Raw genomic sequence first — 15,572 nt, 5'->3', positions numbered from 1 at the left:
AATCTCCCCCCTCGAGGGGGAGATGTCGCCGAAGGCGACAGAGGGGGTCGCCGCGCATGAACGCGACCCCTTCTTTGCACCACAGGGCGTCGCGCCCCACGCGAGGCGACCCCCTCTGGCCTGCCGGCCATCTCCCCCTCAAGGGGGGAGATCGGCGGCGAAAACGCCCTACCTTAACCCTGAGCCGAATTGACCCTGCCACCGTGACATGCCAAAGGCCCGGCCTAGCCTTTCGCCTGGAGAAGCCCTGATGACCGATCGCGTCGAGATCGCCGGATTGCGGATTGCCCGCGAGCTTCATGATTTCGTCGCCGGTGAAGCGCTGCCGGGCACCGGCATCACGGCAGACGCCTTCTGGAGCGGTTTTTCGGCGATCGTCCATGATCTCTCGCCAAAAAACCGGGCGCTGCTCGGAAAACGCGACGCCATGCAGGACAAGCTCGACCGCTGGTATCGCGACAATGGCGCGCCCGTCGACATGGAGGCCTACAAGAGCTTCCTCCGCGAGATCGGCTATCTCCTGCCCGAGGGGCCGGCGTTTAGCGTGACCACCGAAAATGTCGATCCAGAGATCGCGCTGGTGGCCGGGCCGCAGCTGGTGGTGCCGGTGATGAATGCGCGTTATGCGCTGAATGCCGCCAATGCGCGCTGGGGCTCGCTCTACGATGCGCTCTACGGCACCGACGCCATCCCGGAGACCGACGGCGCCGAGCGAGGCAACAAATTCAATCCGGCGCGCGGCGCCAAGGTCGTTGCCTGGGCGAAGAGCTTTTTCGACGAGGCGGTGCCGCTCACGTCAGGCAAATGGGCCGGCGTCAACGGGCTTTCAGTCGCCAACGGCATGCTGTGGCTGGGCGAGGGCGGCGGTGTCACCACGCTTGCCGACCCCAGGCAGTTTGCCGGTTATCGCGGCGATGCCGCCAATCCCGACAACGTCCTGCTCACCAAGAATGGCCTGCACATCGAAATCGTCATCGACCGCAACAACCAGATCGGCCGCACCGATCCGGCAGGCATTGCCGATGTCGTGCTGGAATCGGCGCTGACTACCATCCAGGACTGCGAGGATTCGGTCGCCGCGGTCGATGCAGAAGACAAGGTGCTGGTCTACCGCAACTGGCTCGGCCTGATGAAGGGCGACCTTGCCGAGGAGATCACCAAGGCCGGCAAGAGTTTTGTCCGAAGGCTCAACCCCGACCGCACCTACACCGCGCCCGATGGCGGCACGCTGACCTTGCCCGGCCGCTCGCTGATGCTGGTCAGGAATGTCGGCCACCTCATGACCAATCCGGCGATATCGGACCGCGACGGCAACGAGGTGCCGGAAGGCATCATGGATGCGGCGCTGACGGCGCTGATTGCGCTGCATGACATCGGCCCGAATGGCCGCCGGCAAAACTCCCGTGCCGGCTCGATGTACATCGTAAAACCCAAGATGCACGGGCCGGAGGAAGTCGCCTTCGCCGTCGAGATTTTCGACCGTGTCGAGGCGCTGATCGGCATGGCGAAAAACACCATCAAGATGGGCATCATGGACGAGGAGCGGCGCACCACCGTCAACCTCAAGGAGGCGATCCGCGCCGCGAAGGAGCGCGTCGTGTTCATCAACACCGGCTTCCTCGACCGCACCGGCGACGAGATCCACACCTCGATGGAAGCCGGCCCGATGATCCGCAAGGGCGACATGAAGCAGGCCGCCTGGATTGCCGCCTACGAAGCCTGGAACGTCGACACCGGGCTGGAATGCGGGCTGGCCGGTCACGCCCAGATCGGCAAGGGCATGTGGGCGATGCCCGATTTGATGGCGGCGATGCTGGCCGAGAAAATCGCGCATCCCAAGGCCGGCGCCAACACCGCCTGGGTGCCGTCGCCGACGGCCGCGACGCTGCACGCCACCCATTATCACAAGGTCGACGTCCATGCCGTGCAAGCTGCGCTGAAGAGCCGGCCCAAGGCAAAACTCGACGACATCCTTTCGGTGCCCGTCGCGGTCCGGCCGAACTGGTCTCAGGCGGACATCCAGAAGGAACTCGACAACAACGCGCAGGGAATTCTGGGCTATGTCGTGCGCTGGATCGACCAGGGCGTCGGCTGTTCGAAAGTGCCGGATATCAACGACGTCGGCCTGATGGAGGACCGCGCCACGCTGCGCATTTCCTCGCAGCACATTGCCAACTGGCTGCATCACCGCGTCTGCACGCCCGAGCAGGTGATGGAAACGATGAAGCGCATGGCAGCGATCGTCGACCGCCAGAACGAAGGCGATCCACTCTACCGGCCGATGGCACCCGATTTCGACAACTCCATCGCGTTCCTCGCCGCCTGCGACCTCGTCTTCAAGGGCCGCGTCCAGCCCAATGGCTACACCGAGCCGGTGCTGCACGCGCGGCGACTGGAGTTGAAGGCGGAGCGGAGCGCCTGAGCCGGCAAGCACGATGCGCGGAGGGTCGGGCGCCGGCATCCCCCTCCCCCTTGAGGGGAGGGTGGCCCGAAGGGCCGGGAGGGGTCCTGCGTGAAGTGCGCCGACTCCCATTCCGTCGACAAGGACGGGAACGAGGATTGTCTTAGCGACCGATACTCGGTGCCACTTTGATCTGCCGCATATGGCGCAGGCGTTGAAGGCCGAGCGTCTCACCGGCGACCCCACCCGGCCGCTTCGCGGCCACCCTCCCCTCGAGGGGGAGGGAAACGCTACGCCGCCTGCGCCATCCGTTCCGAACTCATGCGGTAGGAAATCGCTTCGGCCAGATGGATGCGGCCGACCGTTTCGCTGGCCTCGAGGTCGGCCAATGTCCGCGCCACCTTCAGCACGCGATGATAGGCCCGCGCGGAAAAGCCGAGTTTTTCGCTGGCATCTCTCAGCAACGACAGGCCGGCGGCATCGGGCATGGCGATCGTCTCGATGACGGAGGGCGAGCAATGGGCGTTGGTGGTGGCGGTCGCGCCGAGCCGCTCGAAGCGCTCGCGCTGGATCGTACGGGCGCGGGCGACGCGCAGCGCCACCGCGGCACTTTTCTCTGCCCGGTCCGGCCGGATCAGATCGCTGGCCGAGACCGCCGGCACCTCGATCCTCAGGTCGATGCGGTCGAGCAGCGGGCCGGAAATGCGCGCCTGGTAGTCGGTGCGGCAGCGATCACCGCGCAGGCAGCGATAGCCCGGCTCGCCGGCCATGCCGCAACGGCACGGGTTCATCGCCGCGACCAGCTGGATACGCGCCGGATAGGTGACGCGATGATTGGCCCGCGCGATCATGCAGTCGCCGGTCTCGAGCGGCTGGCGCAGTGCATCGAGCGCCTGCGGCGAGAATTCCGGAAACTCGTCGAGGAACAGCACGCCGTGATGGGCAAGCGAGGCCTCGCCCGGCCGCACGCGCAGGCCGCCGCCGACCATCGCCGCCATCGAGGCCGAATGATGCGGCGCGCGGAACGGCCGCCGGTCGGTCAGTTTTCCTTCGCCAAGCTCGCCGGCCACCGAGGCAATCATCGAGACTTCCAGCAATTCCCTGGGCGCCAGTGGCGGCAGGATCGACGGCAGCCGCTGCGCCAGCATCGACTTTCCCGACCCCGGCGGTCCCACCATCAAAAGATTGTGGCCGCCAGCCGCCGCCACTTCCAGCGCCCGCTTGGCGGTCTCCTGGCCCTTGATGTCGGCAAAGTCCGGCAGGTCGCGCGCCGAAGCATGGATGCCGGCTTCCGGCCGCGACAGGACCTGCGTGCCACGAAAATGATTGGCGATGGCGATCAGGCTGCGCGGCGCCAGAATGTCGAAGTCCTTGCCGGCCCAGGCGGCTTCCGGGCCGCAGGCGAACGGACAGATCAAGCCCTTGCCTTCGGCTTTGGCACCGATCGCCGCCGGCAGCGCGCCGGCGACCGCGGCAATGGTGCCGTCGAGCGACAATTCGCCAAGCACGACATAGCCGGCCAGCATGTCGCCCGGAATGGCGCCGAGCGCCGCCATCAGCCCGAGTGCGATCGGCAGATCGTAGTGGCTGCCTTCCTTGGGCAGGTCGGCGGGCGCCAGATTGACCGTGACCTTCTTCGACGGCATCGACAGGCCGGAGGCGTGCAGGGCGGCCTGCACCCGCTCGCGGCTTTCGGCCACCGCCTTGTCGGCCAGCCCGACGATGTGCATGTTGACCTTGCCCGGCGCGATCATCACCTGCACGTCGACCGGCACTGCCTCGATGCCCTGGAAAGCAACCGTGCGAACCCGCGCCACCATGTCTTCACCCCGGCTGCAGGCTTGCCCCCTGCGATCATGCCGCGAACGGCGTCACCGGAGACAACCACAGATTTTGGGCGAAGGCAAGAACATTTGGGGAACGGACGTCCGTCAAAGCAATGACCTCGGCCTGACAATGCAAGTGACGGCAGCGAGGCTGGGCTCGTCGAGAAGGCATATATTTTAGCTACTGCTTATTATTTTGGCGCTAAATGAGATATAAATCCGGCAGCGGTTCCGACAATCGCAACGCCAGGTTCCGCGTCGAGTACAGGGGAGGATGCTATGGCCGATGGTGGAATGAACGTCACGAAATTTGCAGCCAAGTCTCACGATACCCCGGATGAAGTTCGGGCGCCCGACAAGACACGCGTCGAAGTGGTGCGGCTTCCCGGGTTCACTCTCGGGCGGCTCAATATGGAGCCAGGATGGAAATGGTCCGAGTGTGTGAAGCCGGTCGTCAAGACGGACAGCTGTCAGGTGTCGCATGTCGGCTACGTCGCATCCGGAACCATCACCGTCAGATTGGATGACGGAACACAGAAAACTTTCGAGCAAGGCACGTCCTATACAATTCCGCCCGGCCACGACGCCTGGGTGGAAGGCAACGAGCGCTTTGTGTGCATCGAAGTCATGAGCGCCGAGCAGTACGCCAAACCAGCGTAGGGCAGCGGGGTCTATTTTCTCCGCTTGTCCTCGACGGCATCCCAGAACAGGCTGGCGATGTCGGCGCCGCCGAAGCGCTGTACCTCGCGCACGCCGGTCGGCGATGTCACGTTGATCTCGGTCATGTAGTCGCCGATGACGTCGATGCCGACGAGGATGAAGCCGCGCTCTCTCAGCGACGGGCCGATGCGGGCGCAGATCTCACGCTCGCGGTCCGTCAATTCGGTTTTTTCGGCGCGGCCGCCGACATGCATGTTGGAGCGGGAATCGTGCTCGGCCGGCACCCGGTTGATGGCGCCGACCGGCTCGCCGTCGATCAGGATGATGCGCTTGTCGCCGGCGCGCACCTCCTTCAGGTAACGCTGCACGATATAGGGTTCGCGGAACATCTGGCCGAACATTTCGAGCAGCGAGGCAAGGTTGCGGTCGGCCTCGTGCAGGTGAAAGATGCCGGCGCCGCCATTGCCGTAGAGCGGCTTGATGATGATGTCGCCGAACTCCTTGCGGAACGCGGCGACCTCCAGCGGGTCCTTGGTGATCAGCGTCGCCGGCATCAGGTCGGAAAATTCGGTGACGAAGATCTTTTCAGGGCTGTTGCGCACCCAGGCAGGATCGTTGATCACCAGCGTCTTCGGATGGATACGCTCGAGGATATGCGTAGTGGTGATGTAGTTCATGTCGAAGGGCGGATCCTGACGCAAAAGGATGACGTCCATCTCCGAAAGATCGGTGCGGACTTCTTCGCCCAGCGAATAATGATTGCCCTTCTCGTCGCGGACCTGCATCTCCTCGATGCGGGCAAACACCTTGCCGTCGCGCAGCGACAGCCGGTCGGGCGTGTAGTGGAACAGCTGGTGGCCGCGCTGCTGCGCTTCCAGCGACAGCGCAAACGACGTGTCACCGGCAATCGAGACGGTTGAGACGTGGTCCATCTGGACGGCGATTTTCAGCTTCACGGCAGGTCTCCGGGCGTTCACCGACAGCGATATACGGAACTCGGCGCCTTCTGCCAATCGGTCAGCTTGTTATGGGGCCGCGCTTCGCTTGGCGCAGAGCCCAACGCGATGTGCCTTCAGCGGTCGAAGACCAGCTTGGAATAGCCGAGGAAGGAAAGCGCCATGGCAACCAGCGAGGCAACCGCAAGGGCCGCGAGCGGCGGCACCATCGGCAGCGCGAACAGCATGGCGCAATAGACGAGATAATTGACGACGCTGGTGGCGATGCCGACGCCGCCATAGCGTGCGCCCTCCCGCGCGATGCCCCGGCTGGAAGGCGAGAAGGTCAGATGGCGGTTGATCAGCCAGGTGACGGACAGCGCAAAACCGATCGAGATGATGCGAGCCGCGAATGGTCCGAGCGGCGTTGCCGCCAGCACCAGCCATAGCGCCGCCGCATCGGCGACGAAGCCAATACCGCCAGCGACAATGAAGCGGGCGAGGCGTCCCATTTCGACCCTAGGCGGCCCGCGAGGTCTTGCGCGGTTCGGCCTTCTTCAAGGTGGCGAGCGCGCTCGCGCGTTCGCGTTCGACGCGGCCGGAAGGCATCGACAGATAGAAGATGCGCTTCTGCTCGGCTCGGCCGCGCGACACCGAATCGAGGATCAGCCCGGTCACCGCCGCCAGCATCGACAGCAGCAGCAGGCCGACCGACAGCACCCAGGTCGGCATACGCGGCACGAGGCCGGTTTCGGCGAACTCGATCAGCACCGGCGTCATCAGGAACAAGCTCGATGCCAGGAAGAACACCGAAAAAGCGCCGAAGAAACGCAACGGCTGCGTCTCCTTCATCAGCATGGCGAACATCCACAGGATCTTGGCGCCGTCGCGAAAGGTCGACAACTTCGACGAGGAGCCTTGCGGCCGGCGGCCATAATCGAGCCCGATCTCGCTGACCGGCAGTTTGAGCTGCGAGGCGTGCACCGACATTTCGGTCTCGATCTCGAAGCCGCCCGAAACGGCCGGAAAGCTTTTGACAAAACGCCGGGTAAAGGCGCGGTAGCCGGAAAAGATATCGGTGAAGTCCGAGCCGAACAGCCGCTTATAAAGGCTGTTGAAGATGCGGTTGCCGAAGGCATGGCCTGTCCTGCCGGCATCGTCGGTGACGCCGCGCCTTGTACCGACCGCCATATCGGACCGCTCGGTCAGCAGCGTGTTGATCAATTGCGGCGCATCCTCCGGCGCATAGGTGCCGTCACCGTCGGCCATCAGATAGATATCGGCCTCGATGTCGGCGAACATGCGGCGCACGACATTGCCTTTGCCCTGGCGCGGCTCGCGCACCACGGTGGCGCCAGCCGCGCGGGCTCGGAGCGCCGTCAGGTCGCGCGAATTGTTGTCGTAGACATAGATCGCGGCGGAAGGCAGCGTTTCGCGAAAGCGCCGCACCACCTCGGCAATCGTCAGCTCCTCGTTGTAGCAAGGCAGCAGCACGGCGATGCTCGGCTCATGGCGCACTTCTTGTGGCATTTTCGTCTCCGGATGCCCTGTGAGGCCCCTGACCGCTCAAACGCCGGCCTCGCTCGGGCGGCTTTACTATTTATTGAAGCTGTTAAGGCTAGGTTTAAACCGCCCCGTATTCCTTCCAAAGGTCCTGATATGAGCACAGCCGACGATGGCGCCTCCATTTGGAGGTCCGATATCGCGCTGGCGCTGTTTGCCACGCTGATGGTGCTTGCCGTCAATGCCTTTGCCGGGTTCCCGGCACTGACCGATGCCGGCGGCGACAACGACAATCTGCTGCGCCTTGTCGAAGTTCGCGACATGCTGGCCGGCCAGGGCTGGTTCGATCTGCACCAGTACAGGATGGGCCTGGAAGGCGGTTTCGTCATGCACTGGTCGCGGCTGGTCGATGCACCAATCGCCGCGATCATCATGGCCGTATCGGCCCTGACCGGCAGCACGGCCTTTGCCGAAAATGTCGCACAAGTGCTGTGGCCGGCGCTGCTCTTCTGCCTGACCGTGTTTTTCACCGCCCGAGCCGCACGCAGCTTTGCCGGCGACAGCGCCGTGTTGCCTGCTGTCGTCGTCGCCGCCGCCGCACTGCATTTCATCGGCATCTTTTCGCCTGGCGCGCTCGACCACCATAATGTCCAGCTGATGCTGAGCATGGCCAGCCTGAGCCTGTTGCTTGAAGCGCCACTGCGCAGGCCGGCGGCAGTGCTTTGCGGCCTATGCGTCGGGTTGATGCTGGCTATCGGCATGGAAACCGTCCCTTACGTCGCTGCTATCGGCATCTGTGTCGCCGCGCTGTTCGCCCTCGGCGCCGATAGCGAAAGGTCAATTGCCAGGGATTTCGGCCTCGGGTTTGCCGGCGTCTCCGCTCTCGCCTTTGTCGCCACCATTCCGCCGTCTGCCTGGGGTCAGGCGCAATGCGACGCCTTCTCGACCGTGCAGTTCGTCGTCGCAGCGATTGCCGGAACCGGCCTTGCGGCGATAGCCTCGATCGAGCCCGCCGGCCGCACGTGCGGACGGCGTTTCGCCTCACTTGGCCTGCTTGCCCTGGCATTGGGCACTGTCGTCGTCTTTTTGTTCCCGCAATGCCTGGCAGCGCCCTATGCCAACCTCGATCCGCGCCTCAAGGAGCTATGGCTCGACCACATCGACGAGGCGCAGTCGCTGTTCAACCTGCTCGCCGACGATCCGGCCAGCGTGGCGGCGCGTTATGCCACGCCGCTGGTCGCGCTCGTTCTGATGGCGCTTCGCCTTGGCCGTGGCGGCTGGCGGCGGCAGGACAGCCTTGTCGGCGCGCTGCTTGTCGTGGCCTTCATCGTCAGCGCCTGGCAGGTGCGCGGTTCGACATTCTCGATCGCCTTTGCCGTCATCCCGCTTTCAGCCTGGATTGCCAAATGGCGTCAACGGGCCGAGGTCAGCCCCTCGCGCAGCGTGGCGCTGCGCATGGCCGCCGTCTGGCTGGTTTCGGTGAATGCGGTCTGGACTGGGGCTGCCGCGGCGACCTCGGTAGCCTTCGAAGACAGCAATACCGCGGCCGATAATGGCGATGGCGCCGATGTCGCTTGCCAGCGCATGGCCTCCTTCGCGGCGCTTGGCCGCCTGCCGGGCACCACCGTGCTGGCGATTTCCAATCTCGGATCGCCGATCCTGGCCTATTCCGGACATCGCGTCTTCGCCGGGCCTTATCATCGCAACGTCGCCGGGAACCTGCTGGCGCTCGATGCCTTCCTTGGGTCCGCTGCCGATGCCAAGGCGATCCTGGCGGATCATCAGGTCGGCCTCGTCGCGCTGTGCCCCGGCAGCGCCGAAAGCAAGCTCCTCGCCGCCAAGGCGCCGGCGGGTTTTCTTGCCGGGCTGATACGCGGCAGCGTGCCGGAATGGCTTGAGCCGGTTGCCGAGACCAGCGGAGCCGCCGTCGAATTGTACCGCGTCCGGCTGGGCAGCTGATCGATCGGCGGCCCGTGCGGCCTTTTGTCGGACATAAGTCTTGACAATCCACTCTTTCGCCCTTGCCCGCCCGACATGGCTGGATAGGATGCGCGCCGGCCAGACCGAGATCATTGGACCGGGAGAGAATTCATGATGCCATCGGCGCGCTTTGCCGACCTCGAAGGGGCTTCGGTGCTGATCACCGGCGGCGGCTCCGGCATTGGTGCTGCCTTGACCGAAGGTTTTGTTCGCCAGGGGCAAAGGTCGCCTTCATTGATATCGCCGACGGTCCGAGCCTGGCGCTGGCCGATCGCATCGAGAAGGAGCTCGGCCGGCGGCCGCTCTATCTCAAGACCGACATACGCGACATCGAGGCATTGCGGCTATCGGCCGCCAGAGCCGCCGAGGCGCATGGCGACGTGACCGTGCTGGTTAACAATGCCGCGCAGGATGACCGTCATGCCGTGGAGGACGTCACGGTGGAGTTCTGGGACAACAACCATGCCATCAACCTGCGCCCGCATTTCTTCAGCGCACAGGCGGTGGCGCCGGGCATGAAGCGGGCCGGCGGCGGCTCGATCATCAACTTCACCTCGACCTCGTTTCTCATCAACCATCCCGATATGCCGGCCTACACCGCCGCCAAGGCCGGCATCGTCGGTCTCACCAAGGGGCTTGCCGGCAAGCTCGGCGTCGATGGCATCCGCGTCAACGCGATCGCACCCGGCTGGGTGATCACCGAGCGGCAGAAGCAGCTCTGGGTCACCGAACAGGCGCTCGCCGCCCACGTTGCCAAGCAGTGCATCAAAGAGGTCATGCAGCCGGAAGACATTGTCGGCACTGTGCTGTTCCTGGCGTCCGATGCCTCACGCATGCTGACTGCGCAAATGCTGATCGTCGACGGGGGTTTCCTGTGATCTCAGCAGACAAGGCAGCTTCCGTCGCGGCCGTCGACTGGGGCACCACCCGTATGAGGGTCTGGCTGCTCGACGGCGCCGGCAAGGTTCTCGCCGAGCGGCGCGGCGATGACGGGCTGATCACCGCCCAGGCTAAAGGGTTTTCGTCCATTCTCGAAGGGCATCTGGCTGCCTTGGGCGCAGCCGAGGCGCTGCCGGTCATCATTTGCGGCATGGCAGGTTCCCGCCAGGGCTGGCTGGAGGCGCCCTATGTCACCGTGCCGGCGCCGATCGGCGCTATTCTCGCCGGCGCTGCCCGCATCCCCGGCCAGCGCCGCGACATCCGCATCGTGCCTGGCCTTGCCCAGCGCCTCGCTGACGCACCCGACGTCATGCGAGGCGAGGAAACGCAGCTTGCTGGCGCCGGTTTGCCGGCAAAGGGGCGACATCTTGTCTGCATGCCCGGCACGCATTCCAAATGGGTGCTGGTCGAAGACGGCGCCGTTGCCGGTTTCGGCACATGGCCGACCGGCGAGCTGTTTTCGGTGCTTGCCGCGCACTCGATCCTGCGCCATTCGCTGGGCGAGGCGCCGAAGCCGGTTGCCGCCGAAAATCCATTTTTCCGGGAGTGGTGCCTGAAGGCATTGGCCGAAGGCGGTGACATCGTTTCAAGACTGTTCTCGATCCGCGCCGCCAGCCTGCTGCAGGATCTGAAGCCCGAAGACGCCGCCGCCTGCCTGTCCGGCCTGCTGATCGGCGGCGAGATCGCTTCGGCAAATCGCCGTAATGGGGCAAATGCTGTGCCCGTTGTGCTGATCGCGTCGGGCGCACTCGGCACGCTCTACACCGAGGCACTCGGCCTTGCCGGGCTCGCGGTCAGGGTGGTCGACGCCGACGAGGCGGTGCGTGCCGGCCTTGCCGAAGCTGCGCGCGAAAATGGCATGATCGCCAAAAATGGAGTTGCCGCATGACCGAAACCGCACCTTTTCCGCAACTCAAGCGCGGACTGGTCGCCATCCTGCGCGGCCTGAAGCCAAGCGAGGCGGTGGCGATCGGCCAAGCGATCTTCGGCGCCGGCATAGAAGCAATCGAGGTGCCGCTCAACTCGCCCGAGCCTTTTGCCTCGATCGCCAGCATTGTCGAAGCGCTTCCTCCGACGGCGTTGGTCGGCGCCGGCACGGTGCTCAGCGCCGCCGATGTCGACGGCTTGCACAAGGTCGGCGGGCGGCTGCTGGTCAGTCCCAACATCGATACCGAGGTGATGGGTCGGGCCATGCAATACGGCATGGTGACGATGCCCGGCGTGTTCACGCCGACCGAGGCATTTCAAGCAATCCGACTCGGCGCCTCGGCACTGAAATTCTTTCCGGCGAGCGTGCTTGGCGCGGCAGGCATTTCGGCCATGCGCGCGGTGCTGCCGGCCAGTGTGCTGGTCGGTGCGGTCGGCGGCGTTTCGGATAAGGATTTTGCCGGCTACAAAGCGGCCGGCGTCACCATCTTCGGTCTTGGCTCCAGCCTGTTCAAGCCGAATATGAGCGTCGACGAAGTGGCAGCACGGGCAAAGGCTGCCGTCGTGGCCTGGGACGCGGCGTTTGGAGCGGCAGGATGAGCGAGACCATCGTTTCGGTTTTTTCCGACCATGTCTGCCAACTCGGCGAAGGGCCAAGCTATGACCCTGCCACCGACACGCTCTACTGGTTCGACATCGTCAACGGCCAGCTCCTGGAAAAGCGCCTGTCCGGCGGTGCCGTCAAAATCCACGAGCTCGGTCAGATGGCCAGCGCCATCGCCATCATCGACGACCGGCGCCAGCTGATCGCCACCGAGACCGGCCTGCATGTCCGCGACGTCGCGACCGGCAAGCTGACGCTGCACACGCCAATCGAGGCCGACAATACCGTCACCCGCTCGAACGATTCACGCGTTCACCCTTGCGGTGCCCTCTGGGTCGGCACCATGGGCAAGGGCGAGGAGAAGGCCGCCGGCTCGATCTACTGGTTCTTCAAGGGCGAGCTGCGCCGGCTCTATGCCGACGTCACGGTGCCCAATTCGATCTGCTTTTCCGAGGATGGGACGATCGCCTATTACACCGATACCAGCACCGGGCTGTTGATGCGCGTCGGCTGCGATCCGGCGACCGGCCTGCCGGTTGGCGAACCGAAGGTCTTCGTCGACCACCGTTCGGCCAAGGGCTATATCGATGGTTCGGTGCTCGACCGTGACGGCATATTGTGGAACGCTTGCTGGGGCGGCAGCGTCGTCGAAGCCTATGGACCCGACGGCAAGCTTGTCCGTTCGGTGGCGATGCCGGCGACGCAGCCGTCCTGTCCGGCTTTCGTCGGCAGGAATGCCGACCGGCTGGCGGTCACCTCCGCTTGGTCGGGCAAGAGCGAGAAGCAGCGCCTGCTCGACCCGCAAGCCGGCATGACATTTATGCTCGACATTCCAGTCAATGGCCGCCTTGAGCCACGCGTGCTGATTGGCTAGACCATGATCCCGAAAGTGGGAACCGCTTTCGGAAAAGATCATGGTCAAACAGGAAGATGGCGCCAGCACTGTCGTGCAGGCGTCCGGCCGACGTCGGTTCCGCGAAAGCCGAATGCATTCGCCGTGCGATGCTAGGCAATCGTGCTGCCGGGAAATCGTTCAATCATGTCAAGCCGCAAGCCGAAGCTGATCCTTATCTACGAGCCGGAAAAGGCCTGCTTCGATCGGCTGGTCGCCGATAACCACGTGCCAGAGCGTGCCGCCGAAATCGCCTCCTATCTGGCGCAATCGACCGACATCGCTGCTGAATTCGACGCACTTGCCGCCGCTTGCCAAAAGCGCGGCCTGTCGTTCGCACCGGTGGCGCTCGACGACGCCGCAAGCGTTCTCGCCGGCGAAGACCCGAAGACCACGCTTGTCTGGACGCAGACCGACGGCATCGCTTATTTCCGCGGCGCTGCCGCACCGGCTCTGGCACGGCTGAACGGCCTGAACACGATCGGCGCCGACGATGCGTTGTTCGCGCTCTGCCAGGACAAGTTCCGTTCCGGCGCCGTGCTCGGCGCGCTCGGCTTGCCGATGCCTCAGGCGGGCCTTGCCCGTGACGGCGCCTGGCTGGTCGCGCCACCAGCCTCGCCCGCCGGCTGGTTCGTCAAGCCGAACCGGCTCGGCGCCAAGATCGGTATCTGGCCGGATTCGCGCTCCCACGATCTCGGCCATGCGCTGGAGCTTAGCCGGCGCGTATTCGCCGCCTATCGCGATGATGTCATCGTCCAGCCCTATGTCGCCGGCCGCAACGTGCGTGCCAGCTTTCTCGGGCTGAAGCCGGATGCCGACGTCGAGGCGCTGGGCATCGCCTTTGTCGATTCGGGCGGCGATTTCCAGACCATGCAGGACAGCCTGGCGCTTTACGGCGATACCGGCGAAGCTGCGAAAGCCGCGGGAACATATACCGAGCCGGTGCTGCTGCCGGTCACGGGTAGCCAGCCTCGGGCTGATGCAAGGATCCGCAGCATCGCCGAAAGCCTGATGGTCGGGCTTGGCCTGCGCGATGTGTTTTCCATCGATTTCCGGGTCGAGGCCGACGACAGCGTCCACCTCATCGAGTTCGAGGTCTGCCCCGGCCTGCCATGCTTCGATTTCCGCAACTATTGCCGTTCGCAGTGGGGCCTGAGCCTCGCCGATGCGATGGCTGAAACTGCGATGAACCGCGTTCTCGCCTAAATCCCCTCGACCAAAACGATTTCGCCATCAGCCACCTTCTGGCGGATCGCGACGGCGCGCTGGTATTCGGGCGAGTGGTAGCAGTCATGCGCCGCCGCAAGCGACGGAAACTCGATGATCACGTTGCGGTCTCGGCCCGGCCCCTCGGCCTTTTCATGCGCGCCGCCGCGCGCCAGGAACTTGGCGTCGAAACGGTCGAAGGCCAGCTTGGCGGCGGCGACATAGCCTTTGTAGCCTTCCGCATCGCGCACATCGACGCGAGCGATCCAGTATCCCTTGGGCATGTTTTTTCTCCGAAATGGTTCTGGGGATGTTACGCGGAGCGCATTTCGTCAAGGATCGCTTCCGCTGCTGCCCGCCTGTCGGCCGCGCCGACGATCGGCCGGCCGACCACGAGGTGGCTGGAGCCGTTGCGGATTGCTTGCGCCGGCGTCACCACGCGTTTCTGGTCGCCGTGGTCGCTGCCCGCGGGCCGGATTCCCGGCGTCACGACCGCCAAATCGGGGCCGACGATGCGGCGCACCGCCTCCGCTTCTTCGGCCGAGCAGACGATGCCGCCCATGCCAGCATGCAGCGCCTGCTCGGAGCGCCTCAGCACCAGCGTATGCGGATCATATTCATAACCGGCGTCGATCACGTCCTGCTCGTCCATCGAGGTCAGCACGGTAACCCCGAGCAGGCAAAGATCGCTGCCCCTCGCGGCCTCGACCGCCGCCTTCATCGTCTTCGGATAGGCGTGGATGGTCAGCATGCTCATGCCCATCCTGACGATGTTTTCGACCCCCTTGGCCACGGTGTTGTCGATGTCGAGCAGCTTCATGTCGAGAAATATCTTGGTGCCGCCGCTGGCCAGCTCGCGGGCGAAGTCGAGCCCGCCGGCAAAGGCGAGCTGGTAACCGATCTTGTAGAAGGAGACGATCCCGTCGAGTTCGCGCACGGCATTCTCGGCTTCCTTCAGCGTCGGCAGGTCGAGGCCGACGATCAGCCTTTCCTGCATTGTACCGGCATGCGCGGCGTCCGGGATCATGCCTCGATCCGCGTCGACAGCATGCGCGAGGTTTCGATCAGCGTGCGGCATAAGTGCTCCATCGATTGGCGTAGTCTCTCGTCCCTGAAGTTGCCCTCGTCGTCGAAGGCGTTGCCACCCTCCGGCACCGAGCACTCCGGTGTCACCACCTCCATCCGGCAGCGCACCAGCACGGCGCGCAGATGGTTGATGCAGCGTATCCCGGCGAAGGGTCCGTTGGAAGACGAGCAGAGGCCGGCGACCTTGCCGGCAAGCGGCCGGAACGTCCGGCCGCCATCCTTGCGCAACTGGCTCACCCAGTCGATGGTGTTCTTGAGCAGCGGCGGAATGGAGCCGTTATATTCGGGCGTGGCGATCAGCAGCCCGTCATGGGCGGCGATCATCCGGCCGAGCTTCACGGCGTTTTCGGGAACGCCTTCTTCCTTTTCCAAATCCTGATCGAGGATCGGCAGCGGATAATCGGCGAGCGAGATGCGGGTCACCTCGGCGCCCTGCACGGCAAGTTCCTTCTGCGCCACGTCGGCGGTCCTGCCGCTATAGGCGCCGTTGCGCACCGAGCCGGCGAAGACGAGAATTTTCGGGATGGTCGGCATCGCAATCCCTTGCTGTGGCGGCAGCTATAGGCGATGCGTGGGACGAATCAATAGCCGAGATTGCGGCACGCATTTAGCG

The 15,572-nt window shown here is 64.5% G+C and carries 14 protein-coding genes and 1 pseudogene; 8 read left to right on the top strand and 7 right to left on the bottom strand.

Features of this window, described 5'->3' with window-relative positions:
* Positions 1–250: 250 nt before the first annotated feature.
* The gene (locus NKI85_RS17785) at positions 251–2,422 is read left to right on the top strand and encodes a malate synthase G (RefSeq protein WP_352777175.1); all 2,172 of its coding nucleotides are present in this window, start codon (positions 251–253) and stop codon (positions 2,420–2,422) included.
* Positions 2,423–2,691: 269 nt separating this feature from the next.
* Here NKI85_RS17785 and NKI85_RS17780 read toward each other — a convergent pair whose 3' ends face one another.
* Positions 2,692–4,221: a YifB family Mg chelatase-like AAA ATPase gene (locus NKI85_RS17780; RefSeq protein ID WP_352777173.1), complete on the bottom strand. Its 1,530-nt coding sequence runs from the start codon at positions 4,219–4,221 to the stop codon at positions 2,692–2,694.
* A gap of 285 nt (positions 4,222–4,506) precedes the next feature.
* Between NKI85_RS17780 and NKI85_RS17775 the strand changes: the two genes are divergently transcribed.
* On the top strand, positions 4,507–4,887 hold the full coding sequence (locus tag NKI85_RS17775; RefSeq protein WP_352777171.1) for a cupin domain-containing protein: 381 nt from the start codon (positions 4,507–4,509) through the stop codon (positions 4,885–4,887).
* 11 nt (positions 4,888–4,898) lie between these two features.
* Here the strand turns inward: NKI85_RS17775 and gshB are convergent, their stop codons facing one another.
* The 3 genes from gshB to NKI85_RS17760 all read right to left on the bottom strand — a co-directional run bounded on the left by gshB (position 4,899) and on the right by NKI85_RS17760 (position 7,352).
* Positions 4,899–5,843, bottom strand: coding sequence for a glutathione synthase (gshB, locus tag NKI85_RS17770; protein WP_352777169.1), 945 nt, complete (start codon positions 5,841–5,843; stop codon positions 4,899–4,901).
* Positions 5,844–5,959: 116 nt separating this feature from the next.
* Complete coding sequence (locus NKI85_RS17765) at positions 5,960–6,334, bottom strand: GtrA family protein (RefSeq protein ID WP_352527590.1); 375 nt, start codon at positions 6,332–6,334, stop codon at positions 5,960–5,962.
* 7 nt (positions 6,335–6,341) lie between these two features.
* Positions 6,342–7,352, bottom strand: a complete 1,011-nt coding sequence (locus tag NKI85_RS17760) for a glycosyltransferase (RefSeq protein WP_352527592.1) — start codon at positions 7,350–7,352, stop codon at positions 6,342–6,344.
* A gap of 129 nt (positions 7,353–7,481) precedes the next feature.
* Here NKI85_RS17760 and NKI85_RS17755 point away from each other — a divergent pair, with 129 nt between their 5' ends.
* From NKI85_RS17755 to NKI85_RS17730, 6 genes and pseudogenes are all read left to right on the top strand, one after another.
* Entirely contained in the window at positions 7,482–9,284 is a 1,803-nt protein-coding gene (locus NKI85_RS17755; RefSeq protein ID WP_352777167.1) for a GtrA family protein, read from the top strand.
* A gap of 132 nt (positions 9,285–9,416) precedes the next feature.
* Positions 9,417–10,183, top strand: a pseudogene (locus NKI85_RS17750) (SDR family NAD(P)-dependent oxidoreductase).
* Complete coding sequence (locus NKI85_RS17745) at positions 10,183–11,133, top strand: 2-dehydro-3-deoxygalactonokinase (protein WP_502900678.1); 951 nt, start codon at positions 10,183–10,185, stop codon at positions 11,131–11,133. Before NKI85_RS17750 ends, NKI85_RS17745 begins: the two are co-directional and overlap by 1 nt.
* Entirely contained in the window at positions 11,130–11,771 is a 642-nt protein-coding gene (locus NKI85_RS17740) for a 2-dehydro-3-deoxy-6-phosphogalactonate aldolase (RefSeq protein ID WP_352777162.1), read from the top strand. The genes NKI85_RS17745 and NKI85_RS17740 overlap by 4 nt, the downstream gene beginning before the upstream one ends.
* Positions 11,768–12,649, top strand: coding sequence for an SMP-30/gluconolactonase/LRE family protein (locus tag NKI85_RS17735; protein WP_352777160.1), 882 nt, complete (start codon positions 11,768–11,770; stop codon positions 12,647–12,649). Before NKI85_RS17740 ends, NKI85_RS17735 begins: the two co-directional genes overlap by 4 nt.
* A gap of 165 nt (positions 12,650–12,814) precedes the next feature.
* Positions 12,815–13,873, top strand: a complete 1,059-nt coding sequence (locus tag NKI85_RS17730) for a D-alanine--D-alanine ligase family protein (protein WP_352777158.1) — start codon at positions 12,815–12,817, stop codon at positions 13,871–13,873.
* Here NKI85_RS17730 and NKI85_RS17725 read toward each other — a convergent pair.
* The 3 genes from NKI85_RS17725 to NKI85_RS17715 are packed head-to-tail and all read right to left on the bottom strand — an operon-like array spanning position 13,870 to position 15,493.
* Complete coding sequence (locus NKI85_RS17725) at positions 13,870–14,157, bottom strand: DUF1330 domain-containing protein (RefSeq protein WP_352527604.1); 288 nt, start codon at positions 14,155–14,157, stop codon at positions 13,870–13,872. The two genes, NKI85_RS17730 and NKI85_RS17725, sit on opposite strands and share 4 nt — an antisense overlap.
* Positions 14,158–14,186: 29 nt before the next feature.
* Entirely contained in the window at positions 14,187–14,900 is a 714-nt protein-coding gene (pyrF, locus tag NKI85_RS17720; RefSeq protein WP_352777156.1) for an orotidine-5'-phosphate decarboxylase, read from the bottom strand.
* On the bottom strand, positions 14,897–15,493 hold the full coding sequence (locus NKI85_RS17715; protein ID WP_352777154.1) for an NADPH-dependent FMN reductase: 597 nt from the start codon (positions 15,491–15,493) through the stop codon (positions 14,897–14,899). Before NKI85_RS17715 ends, pyrF begins: the two co-directional genes overlap by 4 nt.
* Positions 15,494–15,572: the final 79 nt, after the last annotated feature.

Origin of the sequence: Mesorhizobium sp. M0571 (genome assembly GCF_040320985.1) — a bacterium.
GTDB lineage: Bacteria > Pseudomonadota > Alphaproteobacteria > Rhizobiales > Rhizobiaceae > Mesorhizobium.
The sequence above is the reverse complement of the archived record's forward strand: the minus strand, read 5'-3'. Positions and strand labels throughout refer to the sequence as shown.

Coding starts and splice junctions, on each gene's coding strand:
- NKI85_RS17785 (WP_352777175.1), top strand. CDS start 251: ATGACCGATCGCGTCGAGATCGCCGGATTGCGGATTGCCCGCGAGCTT.
- NKI85_RS17780 (WP_352777173.1), bottom strand. CDS start 4,221: ATGGTGGCGCGGGTTCGCACGGTTGCTTTCCAGGGCATCGAGGCAGTG.
- NKI85_RS17775 (WP_352777171.1), top strand. CDS start 4,507: ATGGCCGATGGTGGAATGAACGTCACGAAATTTGCAGCCAAGTCTCAC.
- NKI85_RS17765 (WP_352527590.1), bottom strand. CDS start 6,334: ATGGGACGCCTCGCCCGCTTCATTGTCGCTGGCGGTATTGGCTTCGTC.
- NKI85_RS17760 (WP_352527592.1), bottom strand. CDS start 7,352: ATGCCACAAGAAGTGCGCCATGAGCCGAGCATCGCCGTGCTGCTGCCT.
- NKI85_RS17755 (WP_352777167.1), top strand. CDS start 7,482: ATGAGCACAGCCGACGATGGCGCCTCCATTTGGAGGTCCGATATCGCG.
- NKI85_RS17740 (WP_352777162.1), top strand. CDS start 11,130: ATGACCGAAACCGCACCTTTTCCGCAACTCAAGCGCGGACTGGTCGCC.
- NKI85_RS17735 (WP_352777160.1), top strand. CDS start 11,768: ATGAGCGAGACCATCGTTTCGGTTTTTTCCGACCATGTCTGCCAACTC.
- NKI85_RS17730 (WP_352777158.1), top strand. CDS start 12,815: ATGTCAAGCCGCAAGCCGAAGCTGATCCTTATCTACGAGCCGGAAAAG.
- NKI85_RS17725 (WP_352527604.1), bottom strand. CDS start 14,157: ATGCCCAAGGGATACTGGATCGCTCGCGTCGATGTGCGCGATGCGGAA.
- pyrF (WP_352777156.1), bottom strand. CDS start 14,900: ATGATCCCGGACGCCGCGCATGCCGGTACAATGCAGGAAAGGCTGATC.
- NKI85_RS17715 (WP_352777154.1), bottom strand. CDS start 15,493: ATGCCGACCATCCCGAAAATTCTCGTCTTCGCCGGCTCGGTGCGCAAC.